The organism is Pseudomonas sp. NPDC090203 (assembly GCF_044746765.1).
In the GTDB taxonomy this organism is placed as follows: Bacteria; Pseudomonadota; Gammaproteobacteria; order Pseudomonadales; family Pseudomonadaceae; genus Aquipseudomonas; species Aquipseudomonas putida_AD.
The window spans coordinates 76,889-97,068 of the sequence record NZ_JBIVCV010000013.1; the positions used below are offsets into that span (position 1 = coordinate 76,889).

Here is a 20,180-nt window from a genome sequence, read left to right on the forward strand (position 1 = left end):
ATCTTTGCAAATCTTCATCCGCTCAGCGAGCGGGTGCCGGGTTCAGTCCCTTGCCGATGGACACGGTGTTGAGTGCACGCTCGGCCTGGCTCTTGCGCAACTGCTTCCAGCGCGCGATCACGCCCTTGGGCGCCCAGATCTGCGGCTCGGAGGCCTCGAAGTTTTCCTCGATTTCCCGCTGTGCAACCGTGACCTTGGCGTCGTTGAAGGCCTGCTGCAGGTCATCGGTTTCCACCAATGCCTTGCCGAACAGCGCTTCGCCGAAGTAAGTGAAATCCGCTTCTTCGGAGCAGCCGAACGACACCCGGTCTTCCCGTGAGGCGGTGATGACCATGGTGCGTTCGTCCTTGATTGCCGGGATGAACCCCCCGGAGTAACAGGCTGAAATGACCACCACCTTGTCGCGATTCTTCAGCGGCGCCAGCACCGAGGCCATCTCGTTGGCGGGCAGGTCCGACAGTTCCAGGCGCGGCTGATCCAGCACCAGTTCGTGGTCGTGGGTGCCGTGGCTGGTGAGGTAGATGAAGATCAGGTCTTCAGGACCGCTGCGCAGGGCGAGGGTCTGCACCGCGCGGCTGATGTTTTCCCGCGTCGCCAGTGGACGGTCGGCCATGTGGTCGCGATGGTTGACCAGTGCGATCTGGCCATACGCGCCGAAGCGGGTCGCGAGCAGCTTGTTGACGTAGTCGGCCTCGCGCATGAACACGCTCTGCTTGCCGTCGCCGCCGACCACCAGGCTGTAGAGTTCGATGGCGGGGGTCGAAGCCGGGATTGCGGCCAGGGCCTTGTCCAGCAGAGGACCCTGTGCGAGCAGGCCGGTTTCCAGCGGGTCGGGCAGCAGCTTGCCCATGGCGTCACGTACCCGCTGGCCGTTGGCCCAGGTGCCACTCTGCACCTGGCCATCAGGGGAGGTCAGCACGCCCGGACCGTCGTAATTGTCGTTGTCGAACTGGCCGACATAGACAGTGCCGTCCGGCAGCTTCAGACGGCCTTCGCCGGCGAAGCGCCAGTTGCGAAACTGGCCCTGGTAGCTGGTGCCGTCGGCGCCGATCAGTTCGCCCTTGCCGGTGAAGGCGCCATCCTTGAACTGGCCCGACCAGACGTCACCGTCGGCGTTCTCGTAGCGGCCGCGCCCGTTGAGCTGGTTGTTGTGGAAGCCGCCGACGTACTGGTCGCCGTCTGCGCTGTTGAAATTGCCAGTGCCTTCGAGCTGGCCGTCGACGAACTTGCCGCTGAACTGGTTGCCTGCCGCATCGCTGCGCTGGCCTTCGCCATTGGGCTTGCCGCGGGTGAACTGGCCTTGATACTCGCTGCCGTCTTCGAGTTCCAGATGGCCCAGGCCGTCGTAAAGGTCGGCCTTGAACTCGCCGCGGTAGCTCATGCCATGCTCTTTGAGCGTGCCTTCGCCCTCGCGGCGCCCCAGTTTGTAGCCGCCGACGTAGGTGCCGCTACTGGTGGTCAGCGCGCCGGGGCCGTCGAACAGGCCGTCCTTGAAGCCACCTTTATAGAGGTCGCCGTTGCTGGCATGCCACTCGCCCTGGCCGTTCCATTGGCCTTTGCTGAACTCGCCGGCATACCAGCTGCCATTGGGGTAGTCGATGCGGCCTTTGCCTTGCAGCACCCCACTGACCACGTCGCCGCGGTAGCGGCCGCCGTCGGGCAGGCGCGCATCCGGCGGAAGCAGCGATTCGCCATCACCGCAAGCGGTCAGCAGAAGGGTCAGGGCCAGAGGGGCAAACGCACGCATGGTAAATCCCGCAGATGAATAAGTTCGGCGTGATCGGATTCGCGTTCTTGTATCGAGTCGCTCACACGGCCGCAGCGAGTATGCCGCAGCCGGGAAGCGTCATGAAACAGTCAGTTACGACTGTTTCATGTTCAGGGGCGCTTACACGAAGCAGAGGGAAAGGGGTTCAGCGATGAACGCAGGCTTGTCCTGCCCTTCGATTTCAAGCGTTGCAGTGGCTTTGAGCAACCATTGGCCAGGCTTCTTTTCGGTGACTTCGATCAGGGCAACTTTTAGACGAACGCGCGAATCGACCTTCACCGGCTGGATGAAACGTACGCTGTCCAGACCATAGTTGACCGCCATTTTCAGCCCTTCGGGCATGACCAGCAGTGATTCCATGAGTTTGGGAATCAGCGACAGCGACAGGAAACCATGGGCGATGGTCGAGCCGAACGGCGTTTGCGCCGCTTTTACCGGGTCAACGTGGATGAACTGGAAGTCGCCAGTGGCCTCGGCAAACAGATTGATACGTGCCTGATCGATCGTCAGCCACTCGGAACTTCCCAGTTCCTTGCCTTCATAACTCTTGAGCTCTGCAACAGGTACATAGGGCATCGATACTCTCCTTAGTGAATCGGTTTTGTTTTTTCAGTCTGGTGCGGCTATAGGCTCTTTTATTGCTTCACTCAATGATGGGTGTTCACGCAATCCTGTAGGAGTGAGCTTGCTCGCGATAGCAGTCTGTCTGTGAAACATCACTCGACTGATCTTCCGCTATCGCGAGCAAGCTCACTCCTACAGGGATGATGCGATCCAGGCTAAAGATCACCACGCCCACAGGCGTTGGTCAAGAACCCCGGGTTCTGGCGAATACCATCCCATAGCCTGCCAGGCTGCATGCGTATAATGCCGCCGCGAATTTGCTGGAGTTTTCTATGTTGCTAAGAGGCCTGACGTGGTTGGTGCTGTTCCAGTTGCTGGGAACGGCGCTCAATCATCTGATCCTTTCGATACTGCCGGGGCCGATCATCGGGCTGGTGCTGCTGATGATCTACCTGATGGTTCGCGGTGAAGTCAGCGAGCCCATCAGCCTGGCTGCGGGCAGCCTGCTGCGTTATCTGCCGCTGTTGCTGGTGCCTCCGGCCGTGGGGGTGATGGTCTACGCCGGCCAGATCGCCAACGATTTCTGGGCCATTGTAGGCTCCCTGGTGTTGTCGTTAATGATCTCGCTCACCTTTGCCGGCTGGCTGATGCAAAAACTCATCGACCGCCAGCACACCGGGCATCAGCCCAGCCCCAGGGAGCCGTCATGAGTCTGGACTGGCAAGGCGCATGGCTGTCGGTGATCCACCATCCGCTGTTCGGCATCGCCATTACCCTGGGCGCCTATCAACTGGTGCTGGCCGGCTACGAGAAAACCCGCTGGGTGTTCCTGCAGCCGGTGCTGGTGTCGATGCTGGTGGTGATCGGTGTGTTGGTCGCCTGCGGGCTGGACTACGCCGAGTACCGCAAGAGCACCGACATCCTCAGCATCCTGCTGGGCCCGGCGACGGTGGCGCTCGCTGTGCCGCTTTATCTGAATCTGCGGCGTATCCGGCAGTTGTTCTGGCCGGTGTTGACTACGCTGGTGATTGGCGGCGTGCTTGCGACCGGGCTGTGCGTGGCGCTGGGCTGGGTGCTGGGCGCCGATCACATGATCCTGATGACCATGGCGCCCAAGTCGGTCACTTCGCCCATCGCGATGCTGGTGGCCGAGCAAATTGGCGGCGTGGCGGCGCTGGCTGCGGTTTTCGTGTTGATTACAGGTGTCATCGGCGGCATATTCGGCCCCGGCCTGTTGACGCTGGCCGGTGTGCAGAGCCCGGAAGCCCGAGGCATGGCGCTGGGGCTGACGGCCCATGCGGTCGGCACCTCGGCTGCGTTGCAGGAAGGTGAAGAGTGTGGTGCCTTCGCGGCACTGGCGATGAGTCTGATGGGCGTCGCCACGGCGTTGTTTCTGCCGTTGGCGGTGTCTCTTGTGGCTTGAAGATGGGTTGCTTGAGGATGGATTTATGTCGTTGCCCCTGTTTCCGCTGAACGCCGTGCTGTTTCCGGGCTGTGTCCTGGATTTGCAGATATTCGAGGCGCGTTACCTGGACATGATCGGGCGCTGCATGAAGCAGGGCAAAGGCTTCGGCGTGGTCTGCATCACCGAAGGCAGCGAAGTGGGCGATGTGCCCGAAGGTTTCTCGCAGATCGGTTGCGAAGCGCTGGTCACTGACTTCCAGCAGCAGGACAACGGCCTGCTGGGCATTCGTGTGGTCGGCGGGCGGCGTTTCCGGGTGATCGAGGCGCAAGCCCAGCGCGACAACCTGCTGATCGCCGAGGTGCAGTGGCTGGAAGATCCGCAAGAGCAGCCCTTGCAGGAAGAGGACGAAGACCTGGTCGCGCTGTTGGCTGCGCTCGGTGAGCATCCGATGGTAGCGGCCTTGAACATGGGCCTGACCGCCAGTGGTCAGCAGTCGCTGAGCAATCAGCTGGCCTACCTGTTGCCTTTCGCCGAAGAAGACAAGATCGAATTGCTGGAGATCGACGACGCCGAAGAACGGCTCGACGCCATTCAGGACCTGCTCGATGAGATGCAGGGGGATATGCAGGCGTAGATTCCCCTTGTAGGAGCGCGCTTGCCCGCGATGGCGTCGTGTCAGGCAACGCAAATGCCATAGACACGCCGCCTTCGCGGGCAAGCGCGCTCCTACACAGCGGTGGCGGTTGGGGTTTCAATACTCATACCGAATCAGCCCATGGGCCAGCGAGTGGAAGGCAAATCCGCCCAGCAGCGCGACGATCGCCGGTAGCAGCAACCACCACACTCGCAATGGCAGGGCCGGCAACGGCTGGTTTTTCTCAACCAGCGCCAGGCTCGCCGCGCAGGCGAAGAACGCCAGTAGCATCCCCGCCAGCACATCCGTGGGCCAGTGCACGCCCAGGTAGACCCGCGACATCGCAATCGACGCCGCCGGAATCGCCCCGAGCAACAGCCAGGTCAGGCGCAACCGGACCGGCTGGCTTCGCCCTGCCAGCACCGCCAGGGTCATGAACAGCGCGAAAGAGGCTGACGCGTGCCCGCTGGGCATGCTGAACGTGGCCAAGGGTTCGGCCAGGACTTCCGGGCGGGCGCGGGCGAAGGTGTGTTTCATGCACTGGTTGATGATCGCCGCGCCCAGTGTCGTCGAGCAGGCGAAGATCGCATGGCGCCACTGCCGGGTCGCTACCAGGATCAGCAACAGCAGGGCCGCCGCGCAGAATTGCGTGCGGAAGTCGCCAAGGCCTGTAACCAGCACGACGAAGGTTTCCGCCGCCGCGCTGCGATGCTCCTGCACCAGGGTCATCACACCCTGGTCGAGGTGCGCCAGGTACGGCCAACCGAGAAACACGGCCGCCAGCAGGACAAAACTGACCAGCGCGATCAGGCGGGTCGCGTAGGGTTTGCCGTGGGCGCTGCAGTGAACCCCCACGCCCAGCAGGATCGCCAGGCCCGCACCCACCACGCCGGCTTGTGGCCAGAAGCCTTCGGGCAACGGCAGACGCACCGCTGCACCTGCCGCCCAGCCCGGAAGAATGTAGGCCATGGACCAGCCCGCCGCCGCCACCACGCTCACGGCGGCAAACCGCACGAACGGCATGTCGAACATCCCCGCGACCATCGGCAGCATCGGGCGCAGCGGACCGATGAAGCGGCCTACCAGCAGACTCGCGATGCCGTAGCGCTGGAAGTAGGTTTCGGCGCCGGTCATCCATTCAGGGTGATGGCGCAGGCCGGGCAGGCGGCGGATGTTCTGGTGGAAGCGTCTGCCAACAAAGTAGGACACCAGATCACCCAGCAGACCGCCGAGAAAGCCGAGCAGCAGTGCCTGGTGCAGGTCCAGGATTCCGGTCCCTGCCAGTGCGGCAATGGCGAACAGTGCCACCGTGCCGGGTACGATGATGCCCGCGATGGCCAGGCATTCCAGGAATGACACCAGAAACAGCGCGGCCCCCAACCAGGACGGATTGAGGGTCAGCCATGCGGTGATGCTGTCGAGCCATGCGCCCATGGGTCAGTGTCCTTGCTCGATGAAAAGGTAGTCGCGGCCTTCGACTTGGCCGCGTCGCAGAGGGTTCCGTGTGCAGACGCGCGCATACTCGGCGTCCACGAAGCGGTACATCAGGTGCTCGTCGCGCCCGGTCGGGATGCCCAGGCGAGAGGTCTGGATGATGCGCTGCGGATGTTGGCCGACGTCCTCGACGAAGATCCGCTGGTGATCGAAGCGCTTGCCGTCCCACATAGGCACCTTCAGGCCCAGCGCCTTGCACAGCAGGGTCTGCCCGGCGCACAAGCGTTCGCGGGGACGCAGGTTGCCGCTGGCGTCGGGATTGTTGAGCTGCATCTGCGCCAGGCTGTTTTCGTCGCTGAGCCCGTGCTGGCTGGCTTCATCAACCCATGGATAGGCCGATTTGATTAGCACCGCATTGCCCGGGCCGTGGGCGCTGAAGTTCAGCGAATCGCCGCCTCGGGCGTAGTACATATAGATGTGCCCGCCATCCAGAAACAAAGCCTTACGCTTTTCTGTGTAGCCGAGGGACGCATGGCTGCCTTTTTCCTCGAGGTAATAGGCTTCGGTCTCTATGATGCGTGCCGACAACCACAGGTCGCCGACCTTGTGCCGCACGACCTTGCCCAGCAGATCGCGGGCGAGGGTCTGGGCGTCGCGGTCGAAGAAGCTGTCGGGCAGGGCGCGCTGGGAATGCTCGGGCATGGGCGGGGCAACGTGATGGTGTGGCTGGCGATGATAGCAATCCGGGGCTTAATTGCAGCTGAATGGCGGGTGCTGATTCGAATGCTTTCGTAGCAGCACGGCTTGCCGGCGGGGGCGATCTTGAGGGCGCCCCCGCCGGCAAGCCGTGCTGCTACGGTGGCAACTCGTAAATTTCACCCAACAAAACCGGCTTATATCGACCATCCGCCTGTCGCCGCTGTCGTTCGTCACGCCCGGCAGCTATAATCGGCCGCTTTCTTCTCTGCCAAGACCTCTGAGACCATGACTGAGTCCGTTCTTGACTACATGACCCGCCTGGGTCGCGCCGCCCGCGAAGCTTCGCGTGTGATCGGCCGCGCCAGTACTGCGCAGAAAAACCGCGCGCTGGCCGCTACCGCCGCGGCGCTGGACGCTGCCCGTGACGAGCTGGTCGCCGCCAACGAACAGGATCTGGCCGCCGGTCGCGCCAATGGTCTGGAAGCTGCTCTGCTGGAACGTCTGGCCCTGACCCCTGCGCGCATCGACAGCATGATCGCCGGTTTGCGTCAGGTCGCAGGTCTCCCGGACCCCATCGGCACCATCCGTGACATGAGTTTTCAGCCTTCGGGCATCCAGGTCGGCAAGATGCGCGTGCCGCTGGGCGTGGTCGGCATCATTTACGAGTCGCGTCCGAACGTGACGATCGACGCCGCGAGCCTGTGCCTGAAGTCCGGCAACGCCACCATCCTGCGTGGGGGCTCCGAGGCCATCAATTCCAATCGCGCCATTTCCGCCTGCATTCAACGCGGTCTGGCCGAGGCCGGTTTGCCCGCTGCCGTGGTTCAGGTGGTGGAAACCACTGACCGCGCCGCCGTTGGCGCCCTGATCACCATGCCTGAATACGTGGACGTGATCGTCCCGCGCGGCGGCAAGGGCTTGATCGAGCGCGTCAGTCGTGAGGCCCGGGTGCCGGTGATCAAGCACCTGGATGGCATCTGCCACGTCTATGTCAGTGCCCACGCCGATCTGGCAGCGGCCCAGCGCATCGCGTTCAACGCCAAGACCTACCGTTACGGCATCTGCGGCGCCATGGAGACCCTGCTGGTGGATCAGGCCATTGCCGCCGATTTCCTGCCGCAGATGGCTGCCCAGTTCCGCGAGAAGGGCGTCGAGCTACGCGGCTGCGAGCGCACCCGCGAGCTGATCGAGGCGATTGCGGCCACCGAAGATGACTGGCACACCGAGTACCTGGCGCCGATCCTGTCGATTCGCGTGGTGACCGGCCTGGACCAGGCCATCGAGCACATCAATCATTACGGCTCGCATCACAGCGACGCCATCATCTCCGAGCACCAGGGTCAGACGCGCCGCTTCATGGCCGAGGTCGATTCAAGCTCGGTGATGATCAACGCACCCACCTGTTTTGCCGACGGTTTCGAATACGGCCTTGGCGCGGAGATCGGCATTTCCACCGACAAGATCCACGCCCGAGGTCCGGTTGGCCTGGAAGGCCTGACCTGCGAGAAGTACCTGGTGGTCGGCGATGGCCGCCAATTGCGCGGGCAGGGGCCGGTCTGACTTGGCCGACCTTCGGCAGCCGACGGGCAAGAATACGAAAACAGTGGTCAAGTCTGCCGGGAAGAAAGCCTCGCGCACGCCGAAACGTATCGGCATGCTGGGCGGGACCTTCGACCCGGTGCACATCGGCCATTTGCGCGGCGCCCTGGAAGTCGCCGCGCTGCTTGAACTCGATGAGTTGCGCCTGACGCCCAGCGCCCGGCCACCTCATCGCGATATGCCAGGTGTATCTGCGCAGGACCGTCTGGCGATGGTTCGCAGCGCGGTGCAAGGCGTGTCGCCATTGACGGTGGACGACCGCGAATTGCTGCGGGACAAACCGTCTTACACCATCGACACGCTGGAATCGATGCGCGAAGAACTTGCCGTCGATGATCAGCTATTTTTACTGCTGGGTTGGGATGCCTTTTGTGGCCTGCCGACCTGGCATCGATGGGAAGAGTTGCTGGAGCACTGCCATATCGTGGTGCTGCAACGCCCGGACGCCGACAGCGAGTCGCCTGACGCCATGCGCAACCTGCTGGCGGCGCGAGCGGTCAGCGATCCGAAGGCCCTCAAAGGCCCGGGCGGACACATTACATTCGTCTGGCAGACACCGCTTTCGGTGTCTGCCACCCAGATCCGTCAACTGCTGGCCAGCGGTAAGTCGGTACGTTTTCTGGTGCCAGACGCGGTACTGGCCTACATCGAGGCGCACGGACTGTACCGCGCGCCCAATTGAACTGAATGAGTTTTATATGACACAGCAAAAGATTTCCCTGTCCGGCGAAGAGCTGGTTGAACTGGCCAAGGCCGCCCTGGAAGACGTGAAGGCCCAGGACATCCAGGTCATCGACGTCAAGGACAAGCACAGCCTGACCGACTACATGGTGATCGCCACCGGTACCTCGAACCGTCAGATCAACGCGATGCTCGACAAGGTTCGCGAGAACGTCAAATCCCGTGGCGCACAGCCGCTGGGCGAAGAAGGCAAGGGCGAAAGCGACTGGGTCCTGCTGGACCTGGGCGACGTGATCGTGCACATGATGACCGCCGCAGCTCGCCAGTTCTATGACCTGGAGCGTCTGTGGATGGGCGCCGAGCAGAGCCGTGCCGCCAGCGGCGCGCACCACACGCCAGGCAACGAATAAGGGCTTGTCGTGCGTCTGCGCCTGATTGCCGTCGGTTCACGCATGCCCAAGTGGGTGGAAGAAGGTTGGCACGAATACGCCAAGCGTCTGCCATCGGAACTTGCCCTCGAACTGGTGGAGATTCCGCTCAATACCCGCGGCAAGAACGCCGACGTGGCCCGCCTGATCCGTCAGGAAGGTGAGGCCATGCTGGCGAAAGTGCAGCCGGGCGAGCGGATCGTCACCCTCGAGGTGCATGGCAAACCGTGGAGTACAGAGCAGCTGGCGGGCGAGCTTGACCGTTGGCGGCTGGATTCGCGCACGGTCAACCTGATGGTCGGCGGCCCGGAAGGGCTGGCGCCGGAAGTCTGTGCCCGTGCCGAGCAGCGCTGGTCGTTGTCGCCGCTGACGTTGCCGCACCCGCTGGTGCGCATCCTCATCGGCGAGCAGATTTATCGTGCCTGGACGGTGTTGTCCGGTCACCCTTATCACAAGTAGCGCCGCTGCCTTCACTGTGAACACGCCCTAAATGTCTCAGCCGATACGCCTGAAAGATCACGAAAAGGACGCACGACTGGTGCGTAACCGTGTCGTGGTCGGCGCTGGCATCGTGATCGTGCTGATCTGCGTGTTGGTGGCGCGGCTGTATTTCCTGCAGGTCATCCAGTACGACTACCACTCGACCCTGTCTGAGAACAACCGGGTTCACGTGCAGCCGATTCCGCCGAGTCGCGGCCTGATCTACGACCGTAATGGCGTAGTGATAGCTGACAACCGGCCCAGTTTCAACCTGAGCATGACCCGCGAACGTTCCGGCGGTGACTGGGCCAAGATCCTGGACACCATCGTCGAAGTGCTCGAACTGACGCCGGACGACCGGATCATCTTCGAAAAACGCATGAAGCAGGGGCGCCGGCCTTTCGAGCCGGTGCCAATCCTGTTCGAGCTGACCGAAGAACAGATCGCCCGGATTGCCGTCAACCAGTTCCGCCTGCCAGGCGTCGAAGTGGTCGCACAGTTGATTCGCCACTACCCGCAGGGCGCGCATTTCGCGCACTCGGTCGGGTATATGGGCCGGATCAACGAGAAAGAGCTGAAAACTCTCGATCCTGTGAACTACAGCGGCACCCACCACATGGGCAAGACCGGTATCGAGCGCTTCTACGAGCCTGACCTGCACGGCCAGGTGGGGTATGAAGAGGTCGAAACCAACGCTCGCGGGCGAGTATTGCGCGTGCTCAAGCGCACAGATCCTGTGCCCGGCAAGGACATCGTCCTGAGCCTCGACATTCAGTTGCAGGAAGCCGCCGAGGTTGCGCTGGGCGGGCGTCGTGGCGCGGTGGTTGCGCTGGACCCGAGCACCGGCGAAGTGCTGGCAATGGTCAGCCAGCCAAGCTTCGACCCGAATCTGTTCGTGACAGGCATCAGCTTCAAGGCCTATTCCGAGCTGCGCGATTCGGTTGACCGCCCGCTGTTCAACCGCATCCTGCGCGGCCTGTACCCGCCGGGCTCGACCATCAAGCCGGCCGTGGCCATCGCCGGCCTGGACACCGGCGTCGTGACGGCAAGCACCCGGGTCTTCGACCCCGGCTACTACATGCTGCCCAACTACGATCACAAATACCGTAACTGGAACCGTACCGGTGACGGCTGGGTCGACCTGGACACCGCGATCATGCGCTCCAACGACACCTACTTCTATGATCTGGCGCACAAGGTCGGCATCGACCGGCTGTCTTCGTACCTGAACAAGTTCGGCATCGGCCAGAAAGTCTCGCTGGACATGTTCGAAGAATCCCCGGGGCTGATGCCATCGCGTGACTGGAAGCGCATCACCCGCCGTCAGGCGTGGTTCCCCGGCGAAACCCTGATCCTGGGGATCGGCCAGGGCTACATGCAGGCCACCCCTTTGCAACTGGCGCAGGCCACTGCGCTGGTGGCGAACAAGGGCAAGTGGAACCGCCCGCATCTGGCCAAGACCATCGAGGGCCAGAAGCCTGTGGATGCCAACCCGATGCCGGACATCGTCCTGCGCGACCCGTCCGACTGGGCCAAGGTCAACCATGGCATGCAGCAGGTGATGCACGGCGCGCGTGGTACGGCGCGCAAGGCGTCGGTCGGCGCCCAGTACCGCATCGCGGGCAAGAGTGGTACGGCGCAGGTCGTTGCCATCCGCCAGGGCGAGAAGTATGACCGCTCCAAGGTCCAGGAGCGCCACCGCGACCACGCCCTGTTCGTGGGCTTTGCCCCGGCGGACAATCCGAAAATCGTGGTGGCGGTGATGATCGAGAACGGCGAGTCCGGCTCCGGGGTCGCCGCGCCTGTGGTGCGCCAGGTCATGGATGCGTGGCTGCTGGGCCCGGATGGCCGCCTGAAACCCGAATACGCCAGCAATACACTGCCTCCGGAGACCGCGGCCCGTGAAGAGTAATTTCGACCGCATCCTCTCCAGCGAAGATGTGATGCGCCGTCGCGCCACCTTCCTGCAAAAAATCCATGTCGATGGCCCGTTACTGATCCTGTTGCTGACGCTTGCCGCCGGCAGCCTGTTCGTCCTGTATTCGGCCAGCGGCAAGAGCTGGGACCTGCTGATCAAACAGGCCACCTCGTTCGGCATCGGTCTGGTTTCGATGTTTGTCATCGCTCAGCTTGAGCCGCGATTCATGGCCCGCTGGGTGCCGGTGGCCTACGTCTTCGGCGTGCTGTTGCTGGTGGCGGTGGACGTCATGGGCCACAACGCCATGGGCGCGACGCGCTGGATCAACATTCCCGGGGTGATTCGCTTCCAGCCCTCGGAATTCATGAAGATCATCATGCCGGCGACCATCGCCTGGTACCTGTCAAAACGCACGCTGCCGCCGCATCTGAAGCACGTTGCGGTGAGCCTGGCGCTGATCGGCGTGCCGTTCATCCTGATCGTGCGCCAGCCTGACCTGGGGACTTCGCTGCTGATCCTGGCGTCGGGCACCTTCGTATTGTTCATGGCCGGCCTGCGCTGGCGCTGGATCATCGGCGTGCTTGCCGCTGCCGTGCCCGTGGCTGTGGCCATGTGGTTCTTCTTCATGCACGACTACCAGAAGCAGCGGATCCTGACCTTCCTCGACCCCGAGAGCGACCCGCTGGGCACCGGCTGGAACATCATCCAGTCCAAGGCGGCCATCGGTTCGGGCGGCGTCTTCGGCAAGGGCTGGCTGCTGGGCACCCAGTCGCATCTGGACTTCCTGCCGGAAAGCCACACCGACTTCATCATCGCGGTACTGGGCGAAGAGTTCGGCCTGGTGGGCATCTGTGCGCTGCTGCTGATCTATCTGCTGCTGATCGGTCGGGGCCTGGTGATTACCGCCCAGGCCCAGACGCTCTACGGCAAGCTCCTGGCGGGCAGCCTGACAATGACGTTTTTTGTGTATGTTTTCGTCAACATCGGTATGGTCAGCGGTTTGCTGCCGGTGGTAGGTGTGCCGTTGCCCTTCATTAGTTATGGCGGAACTTCGCTGGTGACGCTGCTGTCAGCGTTTGGGGTTTTGATGTCGATCCATACCCACCGCAAGTGGATCGCTCAGGTTTGATTAAGGTGAGAAACCGTTCAGGTTTTCCTAAGGTAAAGAATTCAATGCAGGTAGTGCGTGGCTGGGCTGCTCGATATGTGCCGCTGGTCGGTCTGATGGGCATCCTCGGGTCAGTGCAGGAGTCGCTTGCCGGCGACTATGAGGGTTCGCCCCAGGTCGCTCAGTTCGTCAGTGACATGACGCGCGACTACGGTTTCGCGGGTGAACAACTGATCGAAGTGTTTCGTGATGTGCAGCGCAAACAGTCGATTCTCGATGCCATTTCAAGGCCTGCCGAGAAGGTGAAGGCGTGGAAGGATTACCGCCCGATGTTCCTCACCGACGCCCGCGTCGCCCGTGGCGTGGACTTCTGGCGCCAGCATGAGGCAGTGCTTGCCCGTGCTGAAAAAGAGTACGGCGTGCCTGCCCAGGTGATCGTTTCGATCATTGGCGTTGAAACATTTTTTGGTCGAAATACCGGAAATTACCGGGTAATCGATGCGTTATCGACGCTGGGTTTCGACTATCCTCCTCGTGCGGAATTTTTCCGCAAGGAGCTGCGAGAGTTCCTGCTGCTGGCCCGCGAAGAGCAGGTCGACCCCTTGACGCTCAAGGGATCGTACGCCGGCGCCATGGGTTTGCCGCAGTTCATGCCGAGCAGTTTTCGAGCTTATGCGGTGGATTTCGACGGCGACGGCCACATCAATATCTGGAACAACCCGGACGATGCCATCGGCAGCGTCGCCAGTTATTTCAAGCGCCATGGCTGGGTCGCGGGCGAAGGTGTCGTGAGCCGGGCGAGCGTCAGTGGCGACCGCGTCGACCAGGGTCTGAGCCCGGGCATCGAGCCTGTGAAGACCGTCGGGGAGTTGCGAGCCCTGGGCTGGGCGAGTCATGATGCGCTGCGCGATGATATGCCGGTCACGGCTTTTCGCCTCGAAGGCGACAATGGCCCTGAATACTGGATGGGTTTGAAGAATTTTTACGCAATCACGCGGTACAACCGCAGCGTGATGTACGCCATGGCCGTGCATCAGCTGTCTGAACTGCTTGTTCAAGCTCGGGGCGTCAAGTAATGCGGTCATTGCCGATGCAACAACCATTGAAACTGATGGCCTTCGCGGCGCTGGCACTGCTGGTCGTCAGCTGTTCCACCAGTCGACCGACCCAGCAAGGCAACATCATCCGCTCCCAGCCGGGGCTGGACATCAACCGTGCCCACAAGGACGGCGCGCCGTGGTGGGATGTCGATGTGTCGCGCATTCCCGACGCCGTGCCAACGCTGCACACCGGCGCCTATAAGGCCAACCCCTACACGGTGCTGGGCAAGACCTACTTCCCGCTGAGCGACTCGGCCAGCTACGTGCAGACCGGCACGGCCTCCTGGTACGGCACCAAGTTCCACGGCCAGAACACGGCCAACGGCGAGGTCTACGACCTGTACGGCATGAGCGCGGCGCACAAGACGCTGCCGCTGCCCAGCTACGTTCGCGTGACCAACCTGGACAACAACCGTACCGTGATCCTGCGGGTCAATGACCGTGGGCCGTTCTATTCGGACCGCATCATCGACCTGTCCTACGCGGCCGCCAAGAAGCTCGGCTATGCCGAGATCGGCACCGCGCGGGTCAAGGTTGAAGGCATCGACCCGGCCCAGTACTGGGCCCAGCGTGGCAAACCTGCGCCGTTGATGCTGGATCAGCCGCAAGTGGCGCTCAGCGGCCCGGCGGCACGTCCGCAACCGGCGGCGCCGGTGATTACCGCGTCGGCGGGCACCATCGAGCAATGGACGCCACCGCCGCAGCAGCATGCCGCGCCGGTATCGCCGGTTCCGATCGATGCAAAAAAAAACGCTTCCGGACCAGCGTCTGGGCTGTTTCTCCAGGTGGGAGCCTTCGCCAACCCGGACGCTGCGGAACTCCTGAGGTCCAAGCTGAGCGGGATGGTGCGGGCGCCGGTTTTCGTGAGCTCGATCGCACGCAACCAGCAGACGCTCTATCGCGTGCGGATGGGGCCGGTCGACACGCCGGGTGAAGCCGCGCAGCTGCAGAACAGTGTGAGATCGGCCAACCTGGGGTCGCCGAGCGTCGTCACTTCAGATCAGTAACAATTGGATCAGACTTGCCGCCAGAGCAAGGGTTGTCAGCCACATTTCACGGGCACATCTGTAGAATGTGGGCCCGTTTGCCGGGAAAGCCCGGCACCACCGCTTTGCCCGCAAGGGCATGTTTGCCCATTAGCATTTTCGAGAGACGGATGAACATCACCACCTTCGCAAAAAGACTTTGCCTGCTTATTCCACTGTTCACCGCGCCTGCCGTCTTCGCGGCAGAGCAGATGACGCCATCGCCACCGCAACTGGCTGCCAAGGCTTATGTGCTGATGGATGCCAACAGCGGCAACGTTCTGGTGGAGAACAACGGTGACCAGCGCCTGCCGCCGGCCAGCCTGACCAAACTGATGACGGCCTACATTGCGACCCTGGAAATCCGTCGCGGCCAGATCGGCGAAAACGACCCTGTGACCATCAGCGAAAACGCCTGGCGCACCGGTGGTTCGCGGATGTTCATCAAGGTCGGCAGCCAGGTGACTGTCAGCGACCTGCTGCACGGCATCATCATCCAGTCGGGCAACGACGCCAGCGTCGCGGTGTCCGAGCACATCGCCGGCAGCGAAGATGCGTTCGCCGACATGATGAACAAGACCGCTGGCGACCTGGGCATGGTCAACAGCCACTTCATGAACCCGACCGGCCTGCCGAACCCGGATCACTACTCCACCGCGCACGACATGGCGCTGCTGGCACGTGCGATCATCCACGAAGACCCGGCTCACTACGCGATCTACTCGCAGAAAGAGTTCTTCTGGAACGGCATCAAGCAACCGAACCGCAACCTGCTGCTGTGGCGTGACAAGACCGTCGACGGTCTGAAAACCGGTCACACCGAAGAAGCCGGCTACTGCATGGTGTCCTCGGCCGTTCGTGACGGCATGCGTCTGATTGCCGTGGTATTCGGTACCAACAGCGAGCAGGCCCGTGCTGCTGAAACCCAGAAGCTTTTGACCTACGGTTTCCGTTTCTTCGAAACCCAGACCTTCTACCAGAAGGGCACCGAACTGGCCCAGGCTGCCGTCTGGAAAGGCACCGAGCGTCAGGTCAAGGCCGGCCTGGCCGACGATCTGTCCATGACCATGCCTAAAGGCGAGATGAAGAAGCTCACCGCCAGCATGACCATCAATCCGAAGCTGGTTGCACCTATCGCCAAGGGCGACGTGATCGGTCAGGTTGAAGTGAAGCTGGAAGACAAGGTCGTGCGCACCGCTAATCTCATCGCGATGGACGGCGTTGAGGAAGGTGGTATCTTCCGCCGCCTGTGGGACAGCATTCGCATGTTCTTCTACAGTCTGTTCAACTGATCGTTACTGATCCCGGAAACGATCAGCGTTCCGTGTGCCCCTGCCGCTTTCGCGGTGGGGGCCTGTCCGTTTTCCGGCTTACGAGGCCGTTACTGCCATGACAGATACCGAAGTTAAAGCCCCAAAAATCGAATTCCCATGCGCCGATTATCCGATCAAGATCATCTGCGATACCGGAGCCGGCAATAAAGACAAAGCCATCGAGATCGTCGGCAAACACGCGAAGATCAACGATGAACGCGTGGACGAACGCCAGAGCAGCAACGGCAAGTACACCACCGTGCAGCTGCACATCCTCGCCACCGACCAGGATCAGCTCTACAACATCAACAGCGAGCTGCGGGCCACAGGTTTCGTGCACATGGTGCTGTGATGGGCGAACGTCTGGGCTTTCGTGATCTCGGACTGATCGACTACGAGCCCGCCTGGCAAGCCATGCAGCGCTTCACCGACGGGCGCGATCGGCAAACCCCTGATGAAATCTGGCTGGTCCAGCACCCGCCGGTTTTCACCCAGGGGCAGTCCGGAAAGCCCGAGCATCTACTACTTCCGGCTGATATTCCGGTGGTACAGGTCGATCGCGGTGGCCAAGTGACTTATCATGGTCCCGGTCAACTGGTGGTTTACCTGTTGCTGGACGTGCGTCGCCTGGGTTTTGGCGTGCGCGAACTGGTCACCCGGATCGAAAACAGCCTGATCGATCTGCTGGCCAGCTACGGCGTCACGGCAGCTGCCAGACCCGAGGCACCGGGGGTCTACGTCGATGGGGCGAAGATCGCATCCCTGGGCCTTCGTATCCGTAACGGTTGTTCATTCCATGGGCTGGCGTTGAACGTCGACATGGACCTGGAGCCGTTCCAACGGATCAATCCCTGTGGGTACGCGGGGCTGGCCATGACCCAGCTGCGCGATCTGGCAGGGCCGATTGAATTTGCCGAGGTTAGTGCCCGGCTGCGTGCGCAGCTCGTCAGACACCTCGACTATGCTGAGCAGACGACCCTAGCGGGCGGAATCGATTGATATGACTACTGCGCATGAAGCGGCAGAGACAGCCGTGATTACAGAGACCCTGATCCCGACAGTGAACGTTGTAACGCCTGAGCGTGCAGCGCGTCCCAAAGTTGAAGCCGGCGTGAAGCTGCGCGGTGCGGAAAAAGTTGCTCGCATCCCGGTGAAGATCATCCCGACGGTCGAGCTGCCGAAAAAGCCCGACTGGATTCGCGTGCGCATTCCGGTTTCCCCGGAAGTCGACCGCATCAAGCAGCTGCTGCGCAAGCACAAGCTGCACAGCGTCTGCGAAGAAGCGTCCTGCCCGAACCTGGGTGAGTGCTTCTCCGGCGGCACCGCGACCTTCATGATCATGGGTGACATCTGCACCCGTCGCTGCCCGTTCTGCGACGTGGGTCATGGCCGTCCTAAAGCCCTGGACGTGGACGAGCCGAAGAACCTGGCGGTTGCCATCGCCGACCTGAAACTCAAGTACGTCGTGATCACCTCCGTTGACCGTGATGACCTGCGTGACGGCGGTGCCCAGCACTTCGCCGACTGCATCCGCGAAATCCGCGCCCTGTCGCCGAACGTGCAACTGGAAACGCTGGTTCCGGACTACCGTGGCCGCATGGACATCGCGCTGGAAATCACCGCTGCCACGCCGCCGGATGTGTTCAACCACAACCTGGAAACCGTGCCGCGCCTGTACAAGGCTGCGCGTCCGGGCTCGGACTACCAGTGGTCGCTGACCCTGCTGCAACGCTTCAAGGAAATGGTCCCTCACGTGCCGACCAAGTCCGGCCTGATGCTGGGTCTGGGCGAGACCGATGACGAAGTGATCGAAGTGATGCAGCGCATGCGAGAGCACAACATCGACATGCTGACCCTGGGCCAGTACCTGCAACCTTCCCGCAGCCACCTTCCGGTGCAGCGCTTCGTGCATCCGGACACCTTCGCCTGGTTCGCCGAGGAAGGCTACAAGATGGGCTTCAAGAACGTTGCGTCGGGCCCGCTGGTGCGTTCCTCGTACCACGCTGACGAACAGGCCAAGCTGACCAAGTCGTTGCTGACGGCGGGTTGATGGCTGGTCGGGTTCCCACGCAGAGCGTGGGAACGATCAAAAGGGCCGGATAGCGATATCCGGCCCTTTTTATTTGTGCGGTACTCCCTGTAGGAGCGCGCTTGCCCGCGACGAGGTGTGCCATTCAGCACATCAGTGTCTGAAATGACGCGGTCGCGGGCAAGCGCGCTCCTACAGTAGGTGCTTCAGGGCCGGCGCAGGTTATCCAGCAGCTCTTGCGTCGGGTAGCCATCGGCCGGCCAGCCAAACGACTGCTGCGCGCTGCGAATGGCCTTGCGCGTATTGGCGCCGATGATGCCGTCCGGGGCGCCTGCGTCATACTGACGGGCCGAGAGCAGGGTTTGCAGCTCGATGCGCTCGGAGCGGCTCAGGGGGCGGTCACCGCGTGGCCATTGGCCAATCACATAGCCGCCACCGGTGAAACGCTCGGACAACAGCCCGATGGCCAGTGCATAGGACGACGAGTTGTTGTACTTCAGGATCGCCCGGAAGTTATCCATCACCAGGAACGCAGGGCCTTTGTAGCCGGCTGGCAGCAACAGGGCCGCCTGCTGCTGCAACAGGTTGCCGGGCAGGGTCGAACCGTTCGGCAGCTTGAGGCCCAGTTGTTGCCACTCGCCGATGCTCTTGCGGGTCGAGGCATCGGCCAGGGCATAGTCGAAACCCTGGCTCAATTGCACTTCGAAACCCCAAGGCTGACCTTTCTGCCAGCCTGAGCTTTGCAGGTAGTGGGCAGTGGAGGCGAGGGCGTCGGCAGGCGAGTTCCAGATATCGCGCCGGCCATCGCCGTCGAAGTCCACGGCATGGGTGTTGTAGGTGGTGGGGATGAACTGGGTCTGCCCCATCGCACCGGCCCACGAGCCCAGCATGCTTGGCGCGTCGATATCGCCGTGCTGGATGATCTGCAGCGCGGCGATCAGTTGATCCTGGGCAAACTGTGGCCGACGGCCTTCATAGGCCAGGGTCGCCAGCGAGCGGATCACCGACTGAGTGCCCTGGAACTGCCCGAAGCTGCTTTCCATGCCCCACACCGCGATCAGCGCCTGGCGGTCGACGCCGTAGCGTTGTTCGATGGCCGTCAGCACGTCGGCGTACTGAGCCAGCAACGCCTGGCCCTTGCGCACGCGCACGGCGGACATCGCGCCATCGAGGTACTCCCATACCGGGCGGGTGAACTCGGGCTGGCTGCGGTCAGCCTTGACGACGCTCATGTCCGGGGTCACGCCAGCGAAAGCCTTGTCGAACACATCCGGGCGAATCCCGGCATTGAGGGCCTGGGCGCGGAACATGCTCTGCCACTCACTGAAGCTCATGGCCGGCTGGATTTCGAAATTGCCATCATCTGGCTGCGCTACGGCACCGGGAGGCGGCGGCGAGGCCTTGGCGACCTGCATGGGAGCGGTTTGAAGCGGAGTGGCGACGGCGGCAGTGGGCTGCTCCGCGCAGGCAACCAGCACGAGCGTGCTTGCGGCGGCGATCAGTTGGCGGACATGCCAACGACGGGGAAAGCTAAAGGGCATTCTGGGGTCCACAGGTATAAACCGTAAGGTGTAGACCTTAACATGCTGGCCCGGCCGACGGGGCGCCGGTCAGTAACCTTGCGTGTTTTTCAGGCCGCCATAACGGAAGAAGCCTCCCAGTTTTTCGACTGGAAGGCTTCGCGGCGGTAGCTGCCCTTGCCCTTGGCGGGTTGTTCCTGGCGGCTGCGGAACAGGGGCTGGGCGATGATGGACTTGGCCTTGTTCGGCCGCTTCTTGGCTTTGCTCATGGCATTTTCTCTCGCGGGTGTGGGGGAAAGCGGCAGGGATGATCGGCCAGATTCGGGCGCAGGTCTAATTGATCTGTGCTATCGCATCGCCCCCGCCGGCAAGCCGTGCTGCTACGAGAGCGATGCTTACCTGTAGGAGCGCGCTTGCCCGCGACGACGTGTGCCATTCAGCACATCAGTGTCTGAATAGACGCGATCGCGGGCAA

21 protein-coding genes are annotated in these 20,180 nt (G+C 62.2%); 15 read left to right on the plus strand and 6 right to left on the minus strand.

The features are described 5' to 3' along the window. Positions 1–22 precede the first annotated feature (22 nt). Together ACIPO9_RS21520 and ACIPO9_RS21525 are read right to left on the minus strand one after the other, a co-directional pair. A complete protein-coding gene (locus ACIPO9_RS21520) occupies positions 23–1,747 on the minus strand; it encodes a C13 family peptidase (RefSeq protein WP_400783376.1) in 1,725 nt (574 codons plus the stop codon). 141 nt (positions 1,748–1,888) lie between these two features. Beyond that, the gene (locus ACIPO9_RS21525) at positions 1,889–2,344 is read right to left on the minus strand and encodes a MaoC family dehydratase (protein ID WP_274136297.1); all 456 of its coding nucleotides are present in this window, start codon (positions 2,342–2,344) and stop codon (positions 1,889–1,891) included. Positions 2,345–2,664: 320 nt separating this feature from the next. On the opposite strand from ACIPO9_RS21525, the gene ACIPO9_RS21530 reads away from it, so the two are divergent. The 3 genes from ACIPO9_RS21530 to ACIPO9_RS21540 are packed head-to-tail and all read left to right on the plus strand — an operon-like array spanning position 2,665 to position 4,371. After that, positions 2,665–3,042, plus strand: coding sequence for a CidA/LrgA family protein (locus tag ACIPO9_RS21530; protein WP_274136298.1), 378 nt, complete (start codon positions 2,665–2,667; stop codon positions 3,040–3,042). Continuing rightward, a complete protein-coding gene (locus ACIPO9_RS21535; RefSeq protein ID WP_274136299.1) occupies positions 3,039–3,755 on the plus strand; it encodes an LrgB family protein in 717 nt (238 codons plus the stop codon). Before ACIPO9_RS21530 ends, ACIPO9_RS21535 begins: the two co-directional genes overlap by 4 nt. 25 nt (positions 3,756–3,780) lie before the next feature. Further along, complete coding sequence (locus tag ACIPO9_RS21540; RefSeq protein ID WP_274136300.1) at positions 3,781–4,371, plus strand: LON peptidase substrate-binding domain-containing protein; 591 nt, start codon at positions 3,781–3,783, stop codon at positions 4,369–4,371. 117 nt (positions 4,372–4,488) lie between these two features. On the opposite strand, the gene ACIPO9_RS21545 is transcribed toward ACIPO9_RS21540, so the two are convergent. Both ACIPO9_RS21545 and ACIPO9_RS21550 read right to left on the minus strand, forming a co-directional pair. Then, positions 4,489–5,805, minus strand: coding sequence for a bifunctional DedA family/phosphatase PAP2 family protein (locus tag ACIPO9_RS21545; protein ID WP_400783378.1), 1,317 nt, complete (start codon positions 5,803–5,805; stop codon positions 4,489–4,491). Between the two features lie 3 nt (positions 5,806–5,808). Then, on the minus strand, positions 5,809–6,507 hold the full coding sequence (locus tag ACIPO9_RS21550; protein WP_400783381.1) for a DNA-3-methyladenine glycosylase: 699 nt from the start codon (positions 6,505–6,507) through the stop codon (positions 5,809–5,811). Positions 6,508–6,789: 282 nt separating this feature from the next. Here ACIPO9_RS21550 and ACIPO9_RS21555 point away from each other — a divergent pair, with 282 nt between their 5' ends. The 12 genes from ACIPO9_RS21555 (at position 6,790) to lipA (ending at position 18,206) form a co-directional block, all read left to right on the plus strand. Further along, a complete protein-coding gene (locus tag ACIPO9_RS21555; RefSeq protein ID WP_274136563.1) occupies positions 6,790–8,064 on the plus strand; it encodes a glutamate-5-semialdehyde dehydrogenase in 1,275 nt (424 codons plus the stop codon). Continuing rightward, complete coding sequence (gene nadD / locus ACIPO9_RS21560; protein WP_274136562.1) at positions 8,030–8,785, plus strand: nicotinate-nucleotide adenylyltransferase; 756 nt, start codon at positions 8,030–8,032, stop codon at positions 8,783–8,785. The genes ACIPO9_RS21555 and nadD overlap by 35 nt, the downstream gene beginning before the upstream one ends. Positions 8,786–8,801: 16 nt before the next feature. Next, positions 8,802–9,194, plus strand: a complete 393-nt coding sequence (rsfS, locus tag ACIPO9_RS21565; RefSeq protein ID WP_274136561.1) for a ribosome silencing factor — start codon at positions 8,802–8,804, stop codon at positions 9,192–9,194. 9 nt (positions 9,195–9,203) lie between these two features. Next, entirely contained in the window at positions 9,204–9,671 is a 468-nt protein-coding gene (gene rlmH, locus ACIPO9_RS21570) for a 23S rRNA (pseudouridine(1915)-N(3))-methyltransferase RlmH (RefSeq protein ID WP_037017961.1), read from the plus strand. A 31-nt stretch (positions 9,672–9,702) separates the two neighbouring features. Continuing rightward, positions 9,703–11,604, plus strand: coding sequence for a penicillin-binding protein 2 (gene mrdA, locus ACIPO9_RS21575; RefSeq protein ID WP_274136559.1), 1,902 nt, complete (start codon positions 9,703–9,705; stop codon positions 11,602–11,604). Positions 11,605–11,635: 31 nt separating this feature from the next. Next, positions 11,636–12,739 (plus strand): rod shape-determining protein RodA, encoded by a 1,104-nt coding sequence (gene rodA / locus ACIPO9_RS21580; protein WP_274136565.1) that lies wholly within the window; start codon positions 11,636–11,638, stop codon positions 12,737–12,739. Between the two features lie 44 nt (positions 12,740–12,783). Next, positions 12,784–13,794 (plus strand): lytic murein transglycosylase B, encoded by a 1,011-nt coding sequence (gene mltB, locus ACIPO9_RS21585; protein ID WP_274136564.1) that lies wholly within the window; start codon positions 12,784–12,786, stop codon positions 13,792–13,794. Further along, a complete protein-coding gene (locus ACIPO9_RS21590; protein WP_274136557.1) occupies positions 13,794–14,825 on the plus strand; it encodes a septal ring lytic transglycosylase RlpA family protein in 1,032 nt (343 codons plus the stop codon). Before mltB ends, ACIPO9_RS21590 begins: the two co-directional genes overlap by 1 nt. Before the next feature lie 149 nt (positions 14,826–14,974). Further along, positions 14,975–16,135 (plus strand): D-alanyl-D-alanine carboxypeptidase family protein, encoded by a 1,161-nt coding sequence (locus tag ACIPO9_RS21595; RefSeq protein ID WP_274136555.1) that lies wholly within the window; start codon positions 14,975–14,977, stop codon positions 16,133–16,135. 97 nt (positions 16,136–16,232) lie between these two features. Then, positions 16,233–16,508, plus strand: coding sequence for a DUF493 domain-containing protein (locus tag ACIPO9_RS21600; RefSeq protein ID WP_274136553.1), 276 nt, complete (start codon positions 16,233–16,235; stop codon positions 16,506–16,508). Then, positions 16,508–17,155, plus strand: coding sequence for a lipoyl(octanoyl) transferase LipB (lipB, locus tag ACIPO9_RS21605; RefSeq protein ID WP_400783384.1), 648 nt, complete (start codon positions 16,508–16,510; stop codon positions 17,153–17,155). Before ACIPO9_RS21600 ends, lipB begins: the two co-directional genes overlap by 1 nt. 1 nt (position 17,156) lies before the next feature. Next, positions 17,157–18,206, plus strand: coding sequence for a lipoyl synthase (lipA, locus tag ACIPO9_RS21610; RefSeq protein WP_400783387.1), 1,050 nt, complete (start codon positions 17,157–17,159; stop codon positions 18,204–18,206). Between the two features lie 185 nt (positions 18,207–18,391). Here lipA and ACIPO9_RS21615 read toward each other — a convergent pair whose 3' ends face one another. Next, a complete protein-coding gene (locus tag ACIPO9_RS21615; protein WP_274136549.1) occupies positions 18,392–19,726 on the minus strand; it encodes a lytic murein transglycosylase in 1,335 nt (444 codons plus the stop codon). A gap of 89 nt (positions 19,727–19,815) precedes the next feature. Further along, the gene (gene arfA, locus ACIPO9_RS21620; protein WP_274136547.1) at positions 19,816–19,974 is read right to left on the minus strand and encodes an alternative ribosome rescue factor ArfA; all 159 of its coding nucleotides are present in this window, start codon (positions 19,972–19,974) and stop codon (positions 19,816–19,818) included. Positions 19,975–20,180: the final 206 nt, after the last annotated feature.